We start from the raw sequence: 21,094 nt of genomic DNA on the forward strand, positions 1-21,094 counted from the left end.
TTTATTTTGTGGTTAAAATCAATACCCAATCGTTACCGTCAACTTCATCACCCGAAGGTTTAAAGTCTTGAACGCCTTCATTTTTAAATGTTCCAATTTTTGTTTTCTCGCCATTTCTTGGATTAAACCAAGTAGCATCAACTTCTTCACCTTTAATTTTACCCATATTTACTGAAACAGGTTTTCCGTTGTAAACGTAAACTAAAGCATAGTTTTCACCTCGTGTGGCTGCTTTGTAATCGTATTTTTCACCTTGATTGGCTACTAAACTTTCGTCTGGAATACGTTCAAAATACGGGAACTCCAAAATCAAGTTTTTTAAATACTTCATTTGCCCTGCGCCAGGATCATCTAAAGCATCAACCCAATATTTTTTACTACCATAGGCCTCAGGTTTATTGTGATTTTCGTGCATTTGCATAATGTGATTGTTACCGTAAGTAAAACCAGCTGCACCCGCAAAAACCGACCAATAGGCGTAGCGACGTAAATCGTTATCATTCCAAAGCGGTTGAAGCGTGTCGTGTAGTCCTTGTGGAATACCTTCATAAGAAGGTTCGCCATCAACCGTTGGTTTGGTTGGTTTTAAATTGAAATCGACTTTTACATATTTGTAGTTGTCCTGACCGTACGCACGCTCGGTATCGTCTTGATCGTAACGACGGTGGCCCGATTGGAACATATTAAAATCCAACCAGCTTTCATTATGAAAATTATCAGATGAATCGGTTCTTCCCCTTGGGTGGAATGTTACCATACGCTCAGGATTGGCTGTTTTTAAAATACTACCAATGGCTTTCCATATTTCGGTGTTTTCATTTCCAAAAGTGTCGCCACCATTCAGCCAAATAATATTTTCTCGGTCTTTATAGCGCTCTGCTAAAAAATTAGCATAAGCTTTAGCTTGCTCCAAAGTTACTTCGCCAGCGCTAACAGGCGAACCCCAAACGGGAACCATGGCCAAAAACAGTCCTTCTTCTTCGGCTACATCCAAAGCGTAATCTACATGGTCCCAAAAATCATAGGCTTCTTCATTGTTAAAATCGCTGCCCTCGATTACCAATGGTTTCGACAAATCTTTAGCAACCAAAGCCGAATCGCCATAAACATTTGCCACATCCAACGAGTGCACTGTCATGATTTGAATAATATTATATTCTTTCTCCTTTCTGTCCTTGAAATATGTTTTTAGTTCATTTCTATCCAATTTGTTAAAGGCCAACCAACCGGTATCGGCCAACCAAAAAAACGGTTTTCCATTTTCGGTTTGAAAATAATGTCCATTTTCTGAAACTTCAATTTTGGGCATACCTGCCATTTCTACATTTTCGGCTTCAACTTCTGCCTGTTCCTTCTTCGTTTCCTTACAAGACACCATAACCATTAAAACGGACAGTGATGCCAAAACGCCAAAAAATTGTTTAGTTTTAATCATGTTTGTTTAGTTTTTCCTTTTTATAAATAGAAGTGCTTTGTTGCCGTTTGGGCTTGAAAGCATTTGTTTGGTTTTCCCTTTTAAAGTGGATGTTTCTATTACCTTTCCATTGATTGGTTTTATCCAATAAGCTTCAAATTTTCCATTGTAGTTGGATAAGTCTACGTTTACATTATCTGTACCTTTCAAATAAAAAAGATATGAATCACCATCGTTTTTTAAGGTCCAATATGCACTTTTATAGGTTTCATTCTTATCCATTTTCATAGAAGTTAAAGCCTCATAAAATCCTGAAATATCAATTTTAGGAATATTAGCCAAAGAGCCTCCTGCCATTAAAATGGCCCACCCAAATCGTGGTGCTGCATGGGTAGAATAAAATACAACTTTTTCTGGAAATTTTTGACGGTATTCTCTAACAGCGCGATAAATTTGTTCTTCGGTTTCTTTGCCTGTTTTCATTTTACGGGCATGCTGTCGTGGCGCTAGGTTTTTTCCGCCCTCAGGAGCGTAAGCCGACCCATCTTCTCTGTAATGCCAATACTTGATATCAATCAAATCGACAACAGGTTCTCTTTTGTCATCATTCAAAATAGCATCTTGCACGTCTTTTGTTGCACCTAGACCAATGATACCGTTTCCTGAAGTTTCGTCTTTGTACTTTTTGACTTCATCCAACCAAAATTCCATAAAATGAAGCGGCCCGGTATATTCGGCGCTCGTAAAATGGACGACATTACTATTGTCTTCAAAATTATCTAGAGACTGCCTTATAAATTGTTGGTGTAATTTTTTTCTGTGCTGATGGGTAACATCGTAAAACTGTTCGGTCATAAAAATACGCTTATCGCCAGCATAAGGCACTGGTTCAGGAAAATCGGTAGCGTTTACGTTGTTTGCTGAACGCCATGGTGAACTCGACCAGTGGGCACCCGCTTCTAAAATATTATGCTGAAAATATTGCTGTTGGATGAGCAATTGGCCTTCTTTTTCGGCCAAATTGGCAAATGTCCCCAATCGATGCCAATACCATTTATTGGGCTCAGTTAAATCGTATTTACTTAAATGGTCCCAAGCCAAATCGGTTCCGCTTCTTGCAAAAGGTTGTTCGTAAAATGGCGCCCAAACATCGGCATCAATTCTTCGAACACGCTCATGGTCGTCCATTCGGCGTTCATACCATAGGCCGTAATTGTGGTCTAAGGCCGCAACGTTATTTTCTTTAAATTCTTCTATAACTTCTTTTAAATCATCTGTGTAGCCTTTTCCAGTTTTTCCTGGAACAAAACGCGTAACATGAGCCGAAGCACGATTTACATCATGGTCGCGCAAACTACCTCGCCACCACATTACGGGGGCTTTTTTACCTGTAATGACTTTTCCGTTGAAAGTTAACCAACCGTTTTTTATTTCAACTTGTTTTTTACCTTCGCTTCCGCCGAACGATTTATGTTTTAAATCATTAACGGATTTAAGTTTATTTGAATTAACAGGAATTTTATTTTCTTTTGAAACCTGATAAATCCAGTCTTTTGTAGTTGTTTTGGGCGAAACCGCCTCTTGCGTAAGTTGCTCAGCTTGCTTAACCGTTGGACTCGAGGTAGGTTCTGACCCCATATCGTACACAAATGGATTTAATGGTAATTTTTCCATTCGGTTTTCCAATTGTGCATAAAACAAACTTCTGGGCGTAATATGGTTATTTACATTATCCCAATGCCCATTACCCGTCATAATACCACCCCAAACACCAAATGCCCAGTTTTGAGCCGTTGGCGGATTGTAGCACGCTATTTTTGAAGCAGAAGACTCCCAAATCACACTATTTGCTGCCGTCCATCCTGCGCCTCTTCCGGCTTGTTCTCGATTGTTATAATTAATACTGGCACCATCAATATAAGCCACATCAAATAACACGCCTGTTGCCCAGCTTCCTATGGCACCACTACTGCTGTGCGATAAATATGATTCGCATTGTACAAAAGCATTTGGTCCAGCGGTACCGTAGCCGCCAACAGCAAAATCGTTGTATCCAAATTCTGAATAACAACGCTGAAACAAGGTTTGTTGGCCTTCAGTATAAAAGGTTTGTCTTCGATGCGCGGCAATTTCTGAAATTGGTTCTGTTGAAATACAATCTTCAACCGTAATTTGTTGTACGGTTTTTAGTAATGAAACCGCTCCACCTGCCAGGTGTTTAAAGTTTATTTGGCGCACCCACGCATTTTTTACGTTTTCCATGCTAATACCAAACCAACGGTGCTCCTCGTCTTTTAGATTAGAGTTGTTATAGGTGGACTGGATACTTAAATTTTCGACACCAATGTTATTTATTCGGCCTTTCCAACTATATTTTATAACTTCTATTTGACTGTAATCGTCCGATACAAAAGTTAAGGGCGCATTTAAGGTAATGCTATTGCCCTGAATATTAGAAACAACACGATTGGCACGGATATCCCAACTTCTGGTTTTCCAGCCAATCCAACCACTTTCTCCTCCAAAATAACCTGTTTTAAGCTTTTCAATCCATCGTTCTGTTAAAGGTTTTTTGATAATAATTTCATCGGAAACTTGCAAGGGCTCAGCACTCTCTAAATGAAGTGTTTGGGCACCTAGCGGTACAAATTTATCACGTAGAGCTAAGGTATCGGAATATGTTCTATCGTCTTTACCCAAAACACGAATTATGGCTTCGCGTTTTATTCCTGTTCCTAAAATAAGTGTTTGGTTTTCCGCGTTTCCACTACCACGCAATACCACACCCGAATGTTTAAGGTAAAGTGTTCCGCTTACTTTAAAAATACCTTTATCTAAAAGTACGGCACCTCTAAATCCATTATGGTTGGGTTTTAAGCCCCCTACGTAATCAATAGCATTTTGGATAGTTTCTGTGGCATCTTCATTTTGTTGGGGCACAAAAACTTTGGCCTCAACCATTGGGATAGCCGACTCTGAAGCCTTGTAGCCTGCATACGAAAAATCAGGGATAAGATTTCCTAAACTATCGGCAACACGTACAATTTTTCCGTTTTTATCTTTTTTTATATCGGGGAAGTTGTTTTGCGCACTTAAACCTGTTATAAAAAATACGTATGCCAAACAGCTTAAAATTTTATGAGCTGCTTGGCATGCATTATGGTTTCCTAGTATTGAATTCAATTTATTTAATGATTTTAGGAAATTATAAGACTATTGTAACAATCCGTTTTCTACTTCGGCCAGTGTATCGGTATTATTTTCAAGGTTTGTCCAATCCACTTTTTCGGTCGGATCTATATTGTTAAAATATGCTTCGATGTTGGTATATCCATCGCCATTTAAATCTTCATTGGCATCGGAAGCATCCTCATGGTTCAATCCGTATTTCTTTTCCCATTTATTTGGAATGCCATCGCCATCCGAGTCTTTGTAAGGTTTTCCTTTGTATTCTGGGTAACCGCCCGCTTGACTAGGATGGGTTAATATTCCTTTTTTATACGAATCATCAGGCAACCTCCTTTTCACAAATTCTTTCCCTATTGTGTTATCCAAACCATCTGGGTACTTAATTTCTCCTGTTCTAACCTGTTTGATGACACGTTTATCGACATCATCGCGTTTTGGTAAAGTAGCTCCAACATTGTCTAAAACAAAATTGTACGCTTTTTGGGTTTCCATAATGGTAACTGGTGCCATTTCAAAAGGTTTTTCTTGTTTTATATATTGAAGCTTTTCATTATCGCCAATTTGAACTCCCCCATTCCAATTATCGGCTGTAACTTCAGAGTTGGCCTCTGTAATGTTTCCTGACACATAAGCACGACCATAGCTTCTAGGTTCTAAATATCCTGTTTCAGGCTTTAAAATCCTGTAACTTATTGGCTTATCGGCCGGCGTTATTGGACCAGGCTTAAAATAGTTATTTATAATATTGAACATGGAACGGTAATCGCCCCCATCTAAAGAGCGGTTCCACCAGTTGAACAGCACGTTGTTTACAAAATTAAAACTCCCATACATACCTATTGAAGGGTTTCTGGAAATATTGTTTGCCCAAAGGTTTCTGGCAAAAGTACTATTCAAACCTCCTATAGTACTACCGAAAGCATGATTGTAAGTATCCAGTCCTTCTGACGAAATGGTATTTTGGATGGTAATATTAACCGTTGGCAGCTTCTCTCTTTTAGAACGTTCATTTGCTTTAAACATGTGGCGGTACAATGAGATGTTTTCATCCAGTCCCCAACTTACCGAACAATGATCTATAATTATATTACCTACAGCATTTCCACCTAGGGCATCATCTCTTCTGGTTACATCGGTTTCGCCTCTTCTGAAACGCATATGGCGGATAATAACATCATGTGTATCGATAAGAATAGACTCTCCAGCAACACAAATACCATCACCTGGTGCCGTTTGTCCTGCAATAGTTACGTAAGGTGCACGGATGTTTATAGGTTTTTCCAATTGAATGATTCCTGCAACATTAAACACAATGGTTCGTGCCCCAACAGCTTCTAATGCTTCTCTTAAAGTACCTTCTCCACTGTCTTCTAAACTGGTAACCACAAATATTTTACCACCACGGCCTCCTGGAGTAAAAGCACCACCACCTTCGGCTCCTGGGAATGCAGGGATTTCTGCTTTAATCAAATCGGCAGGATAAGATGCCCATGGCACATAAGGTCTTCCTTGTTTGGATTCTTCAAGTATAATATGGTAGTTCTCATCCCAGATTTTTTGTAGTCGGGCTTCTTCTTTAGCTAAAGCCACATCCGTTTTATCTTGTAACTCATGTGGGATCTCTGGGTATTGCGCCCATACCGTTTGAAGTGTTCCAAATACGGTAATTAACAATAACAATGGTTTAAAAAAGTTGGATTTTAAATATTGCATAAAGCGGATATTAAATTTTATTAGTTACCTTTTTTTAAGGAGATTATTTTTTAGACTGTTTTTTTTGTTCTTCGATACGTTTGTACCAACCGTCTCTCTCCCTCTCTAAATCATAACCTTCAGCCGAAAGGAAATTATTTATTCTTCCTTTGTATTTACCAAACCAAGCATGTTTTTCTTTTGACGAACCAGCATCCATAGCATGCTCCCTGGCTTCTTTTAGGTTGTCGTAAATGTATTGTTTTTGGGGCTCGGTTAAACTTGGAATCATTTCCAAAAAAGCTGTGTAAGTTTTAGGCAATACACCATAAGTCATGCCATCTTTTACAGCATCCATTTGCGTTTCGTTTAAATGTTTGTCTAACTGCTTTAAATAAGACTTATGTAATTTATTAATTTTTTTTGCTGATATCTGTTTTGCCTTAGCAATTTTTCTCTCTTCCTTGGCATCTTCAAAACCTTCAGCCTTTATTGCATCCACTTTAGCATCTATCGCATCATGGAACTTGCTTAAATTTTGGTATTGCTTGGCAATAATTTGAGTGACAGCATGGGCTTTTTCTGAACCCGAAAGACCCATACCTTCAACTATTGCTCCGGCTCTTTGCTCCGTCACTTTTATGTATTCAGGGTCTAAGTGCTGTTGTGCATTTGTGGTAGTCACAACTAATATGACAAACATTAAGCCTATGGTTATTTTCTTTGAAAACATTATTTTGTTTTTTAAATTTATTTCTTCTATTTCAACAATGGCGCATTAAGTGTTTCCTTGTTGTTTGAAAGATCTTTCCAATCAATAGTTGTTTCTGGGTTTATGCCATTGATATAGCCTTCAATATTGGTATAACCATCGTTATTTGAATCTTCATTGGCATCAGAAGCATCTTTTGGGTTGAAACCATGTTTCTTTTCGTATTTGTCTGGCATACCGTCACCATCTGAATCTTTATATGATTTTCCTTTATATTCCGGATAACCGCCAACTTGTGCGATATCGGTAATGATTCCTTTTTTGTATGAATCTCTGGGCAGCCTTCTGTGTTTAAAGTGATAAAAAGATTCTGGATCTAGCCCCTTAACATATTCGGGCTGACCTGTTTTTACGGTTCTAACAATTCTTTCGTCAACAACATCTCTAACAGGCAGAGTAGCTCCAACGTTTTTTACAACGTAATCGAAAGCCTCTTCAGCCGACATGATATTGCCAATGTATGGCATAGGGAAAGGACGATTAGATTTCATAAAACTAAAGTATGGTTTAGCTTCTTCAAACTCCATTAGTTGACCATCTTTACCTTCCATTTGAATACCTCCAGCCCAGTTATCATTTGTTATTTTGGAGTTATCATGAATGACGTTTCCTGTTACATAAGCCCTACCGAAAACAACATGATCTAAATCACTTCTACCAGACTCTGGTTTTAATATACGATAGCTGATAGGTTGACCTTCGGGAGTTAACGGTCCAGGTTTATAATAGTTATTTATAATGTTATATTTAGCTGTGTAATCGCCACCATCAACAGATCTGTGTACCCAGTTGAACATCACATTGTTAACAAAATTAAAAATACCATTCCATCCTATTGATGGGTTTCTTCCAGCATTGTTAGCCCACATGTTGCGCATGAAAGAACAATTTTCTCCTCCTAAAGTACTACCAAAAGCATGATTATACGTATCAAGCGCTTCGCCAAATAAACTATTTTGAATAGTTATGTTTACGGTTGGTAATTTCTTGTCTTTATAATTAGCTCCTGGGCTAAACATATGTCTGTAAATGGACATATTTTCATCTAGCCCCCATGTTGCAGAAATATGGTCTAACATGATATTTCCAACGGGGTTGCCACCTATGGCATCATCCCTTCGCCCAACAAAAGTTTCTCCTCTTCTAAATCGCATATGACGGATAACAACATCGTGCGTGTCAATCCAAACGGTTTCACCTGCCACGCAAATGCCATTACCAGGTGCTGTTTGTCCTGCAATAGTAATGTAGGGTGCACGGATAATTAATGGTGTTTTTAATTTTATGATTCCAGCAACATTGAAAACAATTATTCGCGCTCCACCGGTTTCGCATGCTTCACGTAAAGTTCCTGGTCCGTCGTCATCTAAACTGGTAACGGTTATTACTTTACCACCACGGCCACCATAGGAATACATGCCACCACCTTCAGCTCCTGGAAAAGCCGGTATTTCTGCTTGTGGTAAATCTGTTGGACGGCCAGCCCAAGGAATATAAGGTTTACCCTCTCTAGCTTCCTTTTCAACAATAATTTTTGCTTTTTCCCAAGCTTCATCTGAATGTTTGTAGGCCTCTTCCTTAATTGCCTTTTCTTTTGCTCTATCTTCCTCTGTAAGTGATGGATATTGCGCATAAACATTGCAAATACCCAAAACGGTTAGAAATAAAATAGACAAACTTAACTTCTTCATGTGTTTTTAATTTCTGTAATTCTTTAATTATTCTTTACTCAAAAGTTTATTTCGAGTTAACTTTCTATTAAGTGGTTTTACATTTGATTAGACAAAAATATTCTAACAAATGTTTTTATTACACTTATATATAAGACTGTAATTATTTACGATGGTTTAATCTATCCAAAAAAAAATTACCTGCACTTAAGATAAACGCAGGTAATTTTTTTAAACCATTAAATACTAATTAAGTGGGTTAAAAGAACCACCCCAACCTTGCGTTTGTCTTAGATATGGTGCCGACTCAAACAATTGTTGGTAAATGCCAAAGAAATAATACTCATTATACCATTTGAAAGAAAAGTCACTAGGGTCAACATCATCTTTTACTCTTACTTCAAAATGATTGTCATATAAATAGTCCACATACTCTTCATAGGTACTTACACCATCAGGATAGGTTGTCGCATCTCTGTTGATAAGAGGTGCACCTGGCCCTTTTAAAGGGTCAAGACCGAGTCCATTTTCATAAATGGTATTTGCATCTTGTTTAACAAAAATAATATAGCCCTGTCTCCTTGTTCCTTCAATAGGCTCTTGATTTAGCCTCGTACAAGTTCCAAAATCATCGTTATAGAGCAACCAACGTCTTAAATCATGGAATCTTTTATTTTCGTAAGCAAACTCAACTTTTCTTTCATTGATAACGGCTTCAAAGTGCTGGTCTCTTGTGGTTACTGAAGACAATCCATATTGACCATCGTTGTTAATAACCCCAGCTCTTTCACGAATATCCTGAATATACCCCTTACCTTCTGCAAGACTATTGATACCAATCGCCGATTCTGCTAAATTTAACACAACCTCAGCAAAACGAATTTCCATGTAATCAGCTCCACTATCATTAAAAGAGTAAGTTCGGCTCGAATTATCATTGGTAAACTTTTTCAAATAAATACCACTATTGTTATTTGCCTGGAAAGTCCTTATTTTTGGTTTATCCTCACCAGCTTCCAACGGATACCAATAGTACGACCAATGTTTGTAGTTTGGGTTTTCTTTAAACGGCCAAATACTGCCATTGTAAGCAAAGGTATAATAGAAACGTGGATCTCTGTTTCTGTAAAACTCGTTTAAGTTACCATCAGGGTTGTAAGGTGTACCATCAGCCATTGGAAAGGCATCAACAATATTTTTAGTTGGAGATATACTACCTTCACCATCTTGATCTCTAGACCTTGATCTATTCTCTGTTCCATTATTTTTTGGTACACCATTAGAATTGGTTACAAAATTATTAAAACCGAAGGCAAAAATAGACTCCATGCCATTATCAGTAAACCACATATTTTTCCAATCTGGATCTAAGCCTTTTCCTGCGGCCAAACAATAATCATAGGCCTCTTTGTTAGCGTCGTAGGCACGTTGCCATCTCGCTTGGTCATCATTTCTGTTAAATTGTGGACTAGCCCAAGTCAACAATGCTCTACCTTTTAAGGCTACCGCAGCTGATGCCGTTATTCGTCCTGCTTCATCGGCAGTATATGGCCTAGCATTTTCTAGCATGGTTTTTGCCATATCTAAATCTGAAACAATTTGATTAAATACCTCCTCAGAAGTACTTCTAGGGGTCTGGTTTACAGGAGAATTAGCTGTTAACGGTTGCTCTTCTAAAACAATAGGCACCCCACCGTACAACCTAACCAGTTCAAAATATTGCCAAGCTCTCCAAAAATACAACTGGCCTTTAACTTGGTTCTTAAAATCTTCGTCCAGACCTGAGTAATTGTCAACATTGTTTAGATATATGTTACAGTAACGAATTCTTGTGTAAGCATCATTTTGTTGATTCGTTTCAATGGGCTGTCCCAAAGTTTTTATACAATGATTATTTAATGGGGAAATATTAGCCCATTCAGTATTGATATCTACTTCACCGGCAACTTCGTCTGTCGCTTTAGAAAAGAAAGCGGCATCACCTCTTCCTGGAATATCGGAATTATCTCTAGCCGACTTGGACCACATGGCCATATTCGCATCATCGCCCGGTAAAAAAAGAAAGTATATATTATCAACAAACAAAGTTGCCAAGAACTCTTCTTGATAAATTTCAACATCAACTTGCTGAAAATTTTTCTTTTCCTCGATAAAATCCGTATCACAACTATTTAACAACAAAGTAGCAACTAAGGGAATAAATAGCCTATTTAATTTTATATTTTTCATCTTCTTCATTTTAAATTTTAAAATCCAATATTTAAACCTAATGAATAGGTACGCAGTACTGGATAACTATTATAACCACCGTAAGGACTCAACCCGTAATCTTTATAGGGGTTAAATAAAATAAACGGATTGATACCCACTAAATTAAGTCTGAAATTTCTAACCCCCATTTTTTCCGTTAATGATTTGGGTAACGAATAGCTTAAATTAATGTTACGCATAACCAAACTAAAACTGCTCACTTGCCAGAATTTAGAGCTCACCGTATTAATGCCTCCGCCTGCATCGTTGTCAGCTCTGTTGTTTATTGAACGTTCAAGAATTGGCAACGTACCCGTAGGGTTTGTAAGTGGGTCGTACATATTGCCCCAAAATGCGGGTCTGTTTTCGTAGTTCTTTGTTATTTCAGTTGTTTCAAAAGGAGATTTAGCGCTACCTACCTCTCTATAACCGCCCCAACCGACCTGTAAAACTGTATTTAATCTAAATTGTTTATATCGCAAATTAAGATTTGTGGCAAACCCTTGTGGCCCTTTAGGGGCTTTCTTTAGTTGTATTTGATCGTTTGAATCAATAACGCCGTCTTTTTCTCCAAAGGTTCTGGTATCTGGATCCCAAGCGCCTCGTACATCTCTGTAATACAACATCCCAGGTCTTAATTCTGCAGCAGGTATTCCAAATATTTGTGTAACTCCTGTTTCGGCTAAATAGGACTCTATATCGTCTTGCGTTCTAAACATGCCCATGTAATCATAACCCCACCATCCGCGATTTGGGTTACCTGGCTGATTCGTTTCCCATGGTCTCCAAAACATTTCATTTCTAAAATTAGCATCGATAAAATTTTGTCGGTACCACCCAATGTTGAAATTTACGCCATAACTAAAATCGTCGCCAACGTCATCATTCCAACCTAGAGATATTTCAGTACCCCATGTATCGGCTCTACCCGTATTAGAAGCCGGAGAAGAACCGCCAACTGTAAAAGGTACTCCGTCATTTAAATTTATCAACAACTCAGTACCTATATTGTAGAATGTTTCCGCACTTGCCGATAATCTATTATCAAGAAATCTAGCTTCAAAACCAAAATTGGTTTTTAGCTCCTTACTCCAACGAATATCAGGATTTGCCGCTCTACTTGGTGTTAAACCACTCGACAGGCCATTATTGCCTCCAAAAACAGCACCATTATTATCTCCTTGGTCATACTCAAAATTTTGGCGCCATTGCCATGGCCTAGTATCATCCTTACCCGTTATACCAATAGAGGCTCTAAACTTTAGAAAATCTATCGTATTAGACTTAAAGAAATCCTCTTTAGAAATAATCCAACCTCCTGAAATCGTATAAAAATCACCCCAATAATTCTTTGGTGCAAATTTGGTGGACACATCACTTCTAAAAAGGAATTCAGCATAATATTTAGAATCATAATTGTAGTTAAATCTACCTACTAAACCTAAATCAGCCGATTCATACCTCCAATTGTAAGTATTTTGCGTGTCAAAGCCTCCTGTAGTTTGCCAAATCATACCGTCAGCCCAATCTGGCACACCAAATTTAATGATGCGTTCTTGGCGTCCTTCTCTTTCTGATCTTTCGTATGCAAGCAAAGCAGACACGCTGTGCTTCCCAAAATCTCTGTCATAACTACCCTGTAATCGAATTTGTTCATTATTAGAACTGGTATTATCTAGAAGCAATCTATCGGCATTCTCAACAACATTTATTTGCTTAATATCATTAGTCCCCAAAGGCCCCTCACCATTTTCGTAATATATAAAAGTCTGTCCAACATCACTATTTTCTAACTGATCAGCTCCGAAAAATTCATACAATTCATATTCGGTACCTATTTGGCTACCTCTACCACCAGATTCTTGACGTGCGTAACTTGCCTTAAGTTTTAATCCTTCAACAAAAGGCACCTCATATTCTACATTTAAGTTAACAGAAACATTATTATCTCTGTTTTCTCTTAAATTTTGTAAACGCTGTATTTCACCAAAATGATATCCAATTAATCCATTAGCATTAGAACCATTCTGAACGGCTGGCAAACCATTTATATACATAGGTAAATATGGCGCACGATTTTGTAATTGCCTAAAATCGTTTTCTTCATTAGAATTACCTACACTGCTTGTTGTTTTACTCTCTCCGGTAAAGTAACCAGATACTTGAAAATCTGCTTTGAAACCCTTTGCTAAATTAACATTGGTACCAGCTCTAAACGACCAACGATCATAATCTAATGTTCCTAGATTACCGTCAGCCGAGTAATATGAAATCCCTCCAAAATAGGTCGCGTCTTCAGTCCCCCCCGTCATATTAAGATTATGCCTTTTGGTTGATGCGGAAGTCCAATATTGATCTAGCGCATCGTAAGAATTAGTTTTAAAATGCTCTAACTCGGTTGGAGAAAAGAACCATCGCGTATTTGGAAATGGATCTGTCGGGTCATATGCTTCATTACGACCGTTAGGACCATTTAATGTGTTTATTACTCGTGCGTAATCATAAGCATTCAGCATATTGTGTCTGTAAGTTTCATCAGCAACAGAAAAATTACCAGAGTAAGAGAACTGTGCAGGCCCTTTTTTACCTTTTTTTGTCGTAACCAAAACAACACCTTGAGCAGCTCTAGCACCATAAATTGCAGCAGAAGCATCCTTTAAAAACGAAATACTCTCAATTTGTGATGCATCAAGCGTGTTAAAAATAGTTGAATCACTCAAACCTGTGTTTGGATCAATCTGCATAACACCATCAATAACATATAACGGCTCTGTTGACAACCTGTCCTTTGCCCTAATATTATTTCCAGTTACAGGATTCCTTATTTGAATACGAGCTGGAGCACCAGGCCTTGACTCACCCCCTGATATACTAACCCCTAAAACACGACCTACAAGCGCCGAAGCTATGTTACCCACAGGCAACTCTTCAATCTCCTCACCTTTTATGCTCTCAACCGCACCGGTTACCGCCTCTCGCTTTTGGCTTCCATATCCAACAACAATTACCTCACTTAAAGACTCTGTATCTTCGCGGAGCACCAAGTTTATTGTGGTTTGGTCTCCAACCAACTTTTCTTGGGTCTTCATTCCTATAAAGGAAAAGACAATCACACTTTCTGACTCCACTTTTAAACTGTAGTTACCATCAAAATCGGTAACCACACCATTATTAGTCCCTTTTTCAATGACGTTAACACCTGGCAACGGCACACCGGAATCATCTTTTACAACACCCGTTACAACTTTTTTGTTGCCAGTTTCTTGCGAATAACCCGAGAGGGTCACTACACTAAAAAGCAACAAAATCAAAGCATTAGAAATTGCTTTTTTCATACTATTTTATTTAGTTTATTAATTTAGTTGATGGTAACACCCATCTATTGTTATTTAAAGAAAGTTAATATTAAGCTAAATTCCTGAAATTATCAATTATTCACTGTAATTTTTGAACGTCGACCAATTTTATAAACCTTTTTTTTATTATTTGTGCAATTTTGACAAAGACTATGGTCAATAAAAATTTTGACCTTTTCGTGTTATCTATCACTCATTCAAAACTTAACAAAAATTAAAATGGTAAATGGAATTATTCCACCAATGGTAACACCATTATTGTCCGACAATCTTTCATTAGACATTAAAGGCGTTCACAACTTAATAAATCATATAATTTCTGGAGGTGTTCATGGATTATTTATTCTTGGAACCACTGGTGAGGCCACAAGTTTAAGCTACAAAACAAGAGAGCAACTTATCAGGGAAACTTGTGCTAATGTTAATAGAAGGGTTCCCGTTTTTGTAGGTATTTCAGACACTTCTATTGAAGAGAGCATTAAACTAGCTAAAGTTGCCAAAAAAGCTGGAGCTTCCTATTTGGTTGCTGCGCCACCATTTTACTATGGTCTTGGTCAAATTGAATTATATAAATATTATTGGAGTTTGGCCGACCAAGTTGAACTTCCTCTGTTTTTATATAATATGCCCTCGCATACCAAGATAAATATAGATTTAGATACTGCCGTAAAACTTTCAGAACACCCCAATATTATTGGTTTAAAGGATAGTTCGGCCAATATTGTATATTTTCAAAAACTTTGCCATTTACTCAAAAGCAAAACTGATTTCTCTCTTTTGGTAGGACCGGAAGAAGTGACATCCCAAACGGTTTTAATGGGCGGAAATGGAGGCGTTAATGGCGGTGCCAACATGTTTCCGGAACTTTACGTGGCATTATACAATGCGACCATTTCAAAGGACTTTAAGCGCATCGATGTGCTTCAACATTTGGTTATGGAAATATCTACTAAAATTTACAGCTTGGGATCTTTTGGCTCCAGTTATTTAAAAGGCATGAAGGCTGGGCTTTCTGTATTGGGTATTATAGACCAACATATCGCCCCGCCGTTCCATTGTTTTGACGAAAAAGAATTGAATGCCGTAAAACAAAATATAAAGGAAATTGAAAAGCAAATAGCCGAAGTGCTTTAGAGTGCCACCACCACTCTTTTATGAAATTGACCTACTAAACTAAACACCCATTATTAATGAATACGCTAGATATTATTGTGTTTTTTGTTTACATAGGAGGTATTGCCCTTTTTGGAGGCTCTTTCTTTAAAAAAAACAAAACATCGTCTTCTTACACCTTAGGAAACAAAGATATTCCCAGTTGGGTGGTAACCATGTCTATTTTTGCCACTTTTGTGAGTAGCATTAGTTACTTGGCCCTTCCCGGAAACGCATTTCAGTCAAATTGGAACGCTTTGGTGTTTAGTCTTTCCCTTCCCATAGCCACGCTAATTGCTGTAAAGTATTTTGTGCCCTTGTACAGAAAAATCAATAGTCCGTCGGCATACACCTTTATGGAACAGCGTTTTGGACCTTGGGCACGCATTTATGTTTCGATATGTTACTTGCTTACGCAACTTATGCGCATTGGCACAATTCTTTATTTATTGGCGCTTACCCTAAATGCTATTACCGGTTGGGACATTGCAACCATAATTGTTTTTACAGGCCTAATTGTTGCAGGCTATTCGATGCTTGGCGGTATTAGTGCAGTGCTTTGGACCGATGCCATTCAAGGCATTATTTTGATTGTAGGTGCCGTGGTCTGTATCGCTTTTATGTTTTTTAGCATGCCTGAAGGGCCTTCAGAGGTTTTCAAGATAGCCACCGAACATAACAAATTTAGCTTAGGAAGCTTTAGTTTAGAACTGAACAAACCTACGTTTTGGGTGGTTTTGGTTTATGGGGTTTTCATCAACCTCCAAAATTTTGGTATAGATCAAAATTATGTACAACGGTACATGGTTTTAAAATCTGATAAAGAAGCGCAACGCTCGGCCTTAATTGGTGGCTTAATTTATTTACCTATTTCTGCACTGTTTCTCTTTATAGGAACCTCGCTTTTTGCCTACTATAACTCGGCTGAAGTTTTACCGGAAGCATTACAGGAAGCTGGAAAAGCAGACCGTGTTTTCCCGCATTTTATTGTTAATGCGCTCCCGGCTGGCATAACAGGTTTACTTATAGCTTCAATTTTTGCTGCCGGAATGAGCACCATTTCCACGAGTTTTAATAGTTCGGCCACCGTTTTTTTAACTGATTATTACAACAAGTATTTTAAACAGGATGCTTCAGAAAAAAAGCGGATGCAAGTGCTTTACATTTCCTCTATAACCATTAGTATTATAGGTATTGCCATTGCCATTGCCATGATTAATGTAAAAAGTGCTCTAGATGCTTGGTGGAAACTATCATCCATCTTTAGTGGTGGTATGTTAGGACTTTTTCTATTGGGTATTTTCACTAAGAGCAAAAATACAACAGGGGCAGTTGTTGGGATGATTGCTGGTGTTTTGGTTATTTTATGGCTTACCATTTCAGAACAAATCTTTGGCCCAGACAGTATTGGCGCATCCTTCCATACGTATTTAACAATTGTTTTTGGTACTATTGCTATTTTCTTGGTGGGCTTTTTAATGTCTACTTTGATGAAGCCGAAATCTTAAAGATATTTAAACAAAAAAGTGGCTTTCAAAATAATTGAAAGCCACTTTTTTATTTAATATTGAGATTAAAAGCCATTATGAGAATGCCTCACTTCGACTAAGCTCAGTAAAGGCTGCTCTGCTCAAAAATGACAGCTTTTTAACCGTAAAGTGCCTTATAAGTCGCACAAGCACGATAATCAGCGCCTTCTTTATCCATTCCGAAGGATGCCCAAGCACTTGGCCTGAAAATATTATCTTCGGAAACATTGTGCATATTCACTGGAATACGTAACATAGATGCTAAAGTGATTAAATCGGCTCCAATATGCCCATAGGTAAAAGCACCATGGTTGGCGCCCCAATTGGCCATAACGCTATACACATCTTTAAACGGCCCATTACCCGTTAAATTAGGCACAAACCAAGTAGTAGGCCAAGTCGGGTTGGTACGTTCGTTTAACGTATTATGAACGTCTTCTGGCAACTCGATGGTTTGCCCTTCTGCAATTTGCAATACTGGACCTATACCTTTTACCAAATTGATACGACACATGGTAACAGGCATACCGCCTTTAGTTTTAAAGGTTGATGAATAACCTCCTCCTCTAAAATATTCAAGCATCCCAGGCCCCCATGTGGTCTGTTCCAAACACTTTTCTACTTCGTTGTCTGTAATGTCCCACCAGGGCTTCATGGCTGGTTTTCCATCAATAGTTTGCTGACCCGTACCATCTAAAGCCGACGCACCTGAATTAATCAAGTGGATAAAACCATTGGCTGCATCGCCGGTTAAAGAATGACCAGTAACCCGTTTTACCGCCTCTGGACTCCAATAGGTCCGCACATCACTAAAAATCTGTGCGGCTCCAGTAAGCAAGTGCCCAAACAACATTGAAATACCGTTAAGACTATCATTTTCGGTAGCTAACATAAACGGTTGACGCGTGCCATTCCAATCGAAAGACGAGGTTAAAATGGCTTCCATAAAGTCACCGTTAGGGAAATAATCGGTCCATTGACGCTGCCCTTGGAACCCTGCTGAAATGGCATTCTTTCCTTGTGCTTCCTCTGCATAACCAATTTCTTTCAACTTTGGATTCCCTATCATTAAATCACGGCCAATCAATGCCATTTTCACAACAAACTCCCAATCTTTATCAAGTGCTTCCCTTGATTTTAATTTTTCTGAAGGGTTATAGTTTTTTCCTTCTTTGCAATTCGCTTTCGTCCAAGCCAATGCTTTTTCATATTCGTCTTTATCGTAAATTTCTTGTTCTACTCTTCGTATGAATTCAGACATATCGATGTTTTCGCAACGCATGCCCAAATAACTTTCAAAGAAATCGGCATCAATAATCGAACCTGCGATACCCATGGACACCGAGCCCATCGACAAATATGATTTGCCTTTCATGGTAGCCACGGCCAATCCTGCTTTTCCAAAGCGTAATAATTTCTCTTGAACATCTTCTGGAATGGATGTATCGTCGCTATCCTGAACATCTTTTCCGTAGATACTGAATGCCGGAAGACCTTTTTGGTTATGCCCCGCTAGTGCGGCCATTAAATATACAGCTCCAGGGCGTTCTGTGCCATTAAACCCCCAAATGGCTTTGGGCATAGTGGGGTCCATATCTATGGTTTCTGTACCATAACACCAGCAAGGTGTAACGGTTAAACTTACACCTACGCCTTCTCTTGAAAATTTGTCAGCCGAAGCAGCAGCCTCTGCTACTCCCCCAATACAAGTGTCTGAAATAACACACTCCACTGGACTACCATCGGCATGTCTTAAATTATCGGATAAAAATTTGGCAGCGTTTTTTGCCATGTTCATCGTAGTATCTTCCAACGATTCACGAACACCATCTAAACGGCCATCAATAACTGGCCTAATTCCTATTTTAGGCAATTCGCCTATTAACGTTTTAAATTTCATTGCTTTATTTATTAATACGGCATCCAAACGGTCATTTCACCATCGGTTCTATTTCCCCATGAGAAATACGGGACTAATTGGATATCTATTTGTTTTTTATCTTGATTTAAAGGCTTGTATAACGTTGTTTTGTCCCAATTTGTATCTTCTACAAATGCCTTGCCTTTTACAGCTATGACTTCTTTGCCTTTTAGGTTGAATTTTTCTGTAGAAAATTCTGAATTTACATCTAAAGCGATGTTATTGATATTTGCCTTCACGGGAAGATCGGCCGTCTCTAAACAATACACGATAGGTCCTCGTTTAACTGCTACTTGGCTTTTGGTTTCTTCAACCAAAGGGTTGGCTTGCATTAGAGTTACCGGCATCGGTATATCAATTTCTATAACATCACCTTTTCTCCATTTTTTACTTAATTCAGCATAGCTTCCCGAATCTAATTTCCCATTAAAAGCATCTCCATTAATTGTTATGGTAGTGCCTTCACTCCAACCCGGAATTCTTACAAAAATTGAAAATTGCTTTCTTGGTGCTTTTTTAACATTAAGTGTTACTTTACCGTCCCAAGGATAATTGGTTTGCTGTTCGATTTCTAACTTATCACCTTTTAAAGTTTCGGTTTTTAAGTGATTACTTCCGTAAAGGTTGATATGTAAACCAGCTTCAGAAATATTGTAAGCATAATTATTCACTTGAGCTAAAGTACGGGTAACATTAGGCGCACAGCAGTTTGACCAAGCGATGTAACCTTCGCGCTCATGCCCCCAGCGTTGTTTAAATGGTAGATTTTCCGAAACATTTAACGGGTTGTTGTAACAAAACTCGGTTCCCTCTAAACTTACCCCAGAAAGTACACTATTGTAGAAAGCTAACTCCATAACATCAGTATATTTGGCATCGCCAGTAAGCTGGAGCATACGCCAGTTCCAAAGCACATTACCAATATTGGCACAAGTTTCTGTATGTGCTGTAGCGTTTGGCAATTGGTACGGACGCCCATAAGCCTGATGTATTTTTTGTACTTCCTTAGGATTATACGAAGTTCCGTCGGGAGAAACACCATCGTATAATGCTCCGCATCCTCCTGTTATGTACATTTTTCGGTAAACCACATCTTCCCAAATAGATTTAAGGTTATCCATAAGTTTTTCTTCTCCTGTTTCAGCGTATAAATCGGCTATTCCTGCATAAAGATAATTAGCTCTTACCGCGTGCCCCATGGCTGTAGTTTGTTCACGAAACGGAATACGGTCTTGGTTATCGTCGGTACCATCATTTGTGGTTCCACGGATATCGATAAGATTATTAGCCAATTCAAGGTATCTCGGATCTTTTATGGTTCGGTACATCTCTACAATACCCATATAGTGCGACGGACAAATAGCATTTCTGGCCAACTCGGGCGATGCTTTTTTATAAAAATCATATAAAAATTCGGCCACCCCTTTGGCTACTTTTAAGAAGTTTTCTTTTCCAGTAGCACGATAATGCACACAGGCAGCCGTCATTAAATGCCCCATGTTATATTTTTCGAAACCTAATTGTTTTTTAAGTTCTTCGGGGCCCAAAGTTCCCCAGCGCTCTTCAATTAAAACAGGGGTGTTGATATAGCCATCGGCACGTTGTACTTTATCGAACATCGCAATGGCTTCATCCATTCTTTTATCCAATTCGGGGTCTTTTGTTACCGCGTAGGCCGAGGCCATGCCTTCCATGATTTTATAAAAATCACCATCGTGAAATGAAGGCCCTGCATGTTTCCCTTTCTCTAGACCTGCTGCTATTTTAAAATTGGCATATGCGTGGCTCACGCTATCATTATGGTATAGCTCCCACATATACGGCAGGGTCTTTTGCGTTTCAACATCAAACTGTTCTTTCCAAAAACCACCAGTCCAAACTACATCTTGTAAATCGAGACTTTTTAATTTGGTATGTGGACTTTCAGCATTCGCTGTGAGGCCCTTGTTTTGCGAAAAAGCAACTGTACTAAACGTCACCAATGCCCCTAATAAAATTTTGTTCTTTATCATGTCTTTTATTTAATTAATTACCCAGTAATCAACTTTAATTTTAACGCTTCTTTGTCATGCTGAACTTGTTTCAGCATCTCATATTTTTTTTGGAAATCATAATTTTAGGACGAGACCCTGAAACAAGTTTAGGGTGA

The 21,094-nt window shown here is 38.4% G+C and carries 11 protein-coding genes; 2 read left to right on the forward strand and 9 right to left on the reverse strand.

Annotation, left to right across the window (positions count from 1 at the left end; genetic code table 11):
- Position 1 precedes the first annotated feature (1 nt).
- The 7 genes from GSB9_00853 to GSB9_00859 form a co-directional block, all read right to left on the reverse strand.
- A complete protein-coding gene (locus GSB9_00853) occupies positions 2 to 1,435 on the reverse strand; it encodes a glycoside hydrolase family 140 protein (GenBank protein UKM64306.1) in 1,434 nt (477 codons plus the stop codon).
- Between the two features lie 6 nt (positions 1,436 to 1,441).
- Positions 1,442 to 4,597 (reverse strand): DUF6298 domain-containing protein, encoded by a 3,156-nt coding sequence (locus GSB9_00854; GenBank protein UKM64307.1) that lies wholly within the window; start codon positions 4,595 to 4,597, stop codon positions 1,442 to 1,444.
- A 30-nt stretch (positions 4,598 to 4,627) separates the two neighbouring features.
- Positions 4,628 to 6,316 carry a polysaccharide lyase gene (locus tag GSB9_00855; GenBank protein UKM64308.1) on the reverse strand — a complete coding sequence of 563 codons (1,689 nt, stop codon included), beginning with the start codon at positions 6,314 to 6,316 and terminating at the stop codon, positions 4,628 to 4,630.
- A gap of 43 nt (positions 6,317 to 6,359) precedes the next feature.
- On the reverse strand, positions 6,360 to 7,028 hold the full coding sequence (locus GSB9_00856) for a DUF3826 domain-containing protein (GenBank protein ID UKM64309.1): 669 nt from the start codon (positions 7,026 to 7,028) through the stop codon (positions 6,360 to 6,362).
- A gap of 26 nt (positions 7,029 to 7,054) precedes the next feature.
- Complete coding sequence (locus GSB9_00857; GenBank protein ID UKM64310.1) at positions 7,055 to 8,758, reverse strand: polysaccharide lyase; 1,704 nt, start codon at positions 8,756 to 8,758, stop codon at positions 7,055 to 7,057.
- 225 nt (positions 8,759 to 8,983) lie between these two features.
- Complete coding sequence (locus GSB9_00858; protein ID UKM64311.1) at positions 8,984 to 10,966, reverse strand: RagB/SusD family nutrient uptake outer membrane protein; 1,983 nt, start codon at positions 10,964 to 10,966, stop codon at positions 8,984 to 8,986.
- A gap of 17 nt (positions 10,967 to 10,983) precedes the next feature.
- Positions 10,984 to 14,322 carry a SusC/RagA family TonB-linked outer membrane protein gene (locus tag GSB9_00859; GenBank protein UKM64312.1) on the reverse strand — a complete coding sequence of 1,113 codons (3,339 nt, stop codon included), beginning with the start codon at positions 14,320 to 14,322 and terminating at the stop codon, positions 10,984 to 10,986.
- Between the two features lie 240 nt (positions 14,323 to 14,562).
- Here GSB9_00859 and GSB9_00860 point away from each other — a divergent pair, with 240 nt between their 5' ends.
- Together GSB9_00860 and GSB9_00861 are read left to right on the forward strand one after the other, a co-directional pair.
- Positions 14,563 to 15,477 carry a dihydrodipicolinate synthase family protein gene (locus GSB9_00860; protein ID UKM64313.1) on the forward strand — a complete coding sequence of 305 codons (915 nt, stop codon included), beginning with the start codon at positions 14,563 to 14,565 and terminating at the stop codon, positions 15,475 to 15,477.
- A 56-nt stretch (positions 15,478 to 15,533) separates the two neighbouring features.
- Positions 15,534 to 17,003, forward strand: coding sequence for a sodium:solute symporter (locus GSB9_00861; GenBank protein ID UKM64314.1), 1,470 nt, complete (start codon positions 15,534 to 15,536; stop codon positions 17,001 to 17,003).
- Between the two features lie 139 nt (positions 17,004 to 17,142).
- On the opposite strand, the gene GSB9_00862 is transcribed toward GSB9_00861, so the two are convergent.
- Entirely contained in the window at positions 17,143 to 18,924 is a 1,782-nt protein-coding gene (locus tag GSB9_00862; GenBank protein ID UKM64315.1) for an L-fucose isomerase, read from the reverse strand.
- Between the two features lie 11 nt (positions 18,925 to 18,935).
- The gene (locus tag GSB9_00863; GenBank protein UKM64316.1) at positions 18,936 to 20,957 is read right to left on the reverse strand and encodes a glycoside hydrolase family 127 protein; all 2,022 of its coding nucleotides are present in this window, start codon (positions 20,955 to 20,957) and stop codon (positions 18,936 to 18,938) included.
- Between the last annotated feature and the right edge of the window lie 137 nt (positions 20,958 to 21,094).

This window comes from Flavobacteriaceae bacterium GSB9 (assembly GCA_022749295.1).
Taxonomy (GTDB): Bacteria; Bacteroidota; Bacteroidia; order Flavobacteriales; family Flavobacteriaceae; genus Flavisericum.

Coding starts and splice junctions, on each gene's coding strand:
- GSB9_00853 (UKM64306.1), bottom strand. CDS start 1,435: ATGATTAAAACTAAACAATTTTTTGGCGTTTTGGCATCACTGTCCGTT.
- GSB9_00855 (UKM64308.1), bottom strand. CDS start 6,316: ATGCAATATTTAAAATCCAACTTTTTTAAACCATTGTTATTGTTAATT.
- GSB9_00856 (UKM64309.1), bottom strand. CDS start 7,028: ATGTTTTCAAAGAAAATAACCATAGGCTTAATGTTTGTCATATTAGTT.
- GSB9_00857 (UKM64310.1), bottom strand. CDS start 8,758: ATGAAGAAGTTAAGTTTGTCTATTTTATTTCTAACCGTTTTGGGTATT.
- GSB9_00858 (UKM64311.1), bottom strand. CDS start 10,966: ATGAAAAATATAAAATTAAATAGGCTATTTATTCCCTTAGTTGCTACT.
- GSB9_00859 (UKM64312.1), bottom strand. CDS start 14,322: ATGAAAAAAGCAATTTCTAATGCTTTGATTTTGTTGCTTTTTAGTGTA.
- GSB9_00860 (UKM64313.1), top strand. CDS start 14,563: ATGGTAAATGGAATTATTCCACCAATGGTAACACCATTATTGTCCGAC.
- GSB9_00861 (UKM64314.1), top strand. CDS start 15,534: ATGAATACGCTAGATATTATTGTGTTTTTTGTTTACATAGGAGGTATT.
- GSB9_00862 (UKM64315.1), bottom strand. CDS start 18,924: ATGAAATTTAAAACGTTAATAGGCGAATTGCCTAAAATAGGAATTAGG.
- GSB9_00863 (UKM64316.1), bottom strand. CDS start 20,957: ATGATAAAGAACAAAATTTTATTAGGGGCATTGGTGACGTTTAGTACA.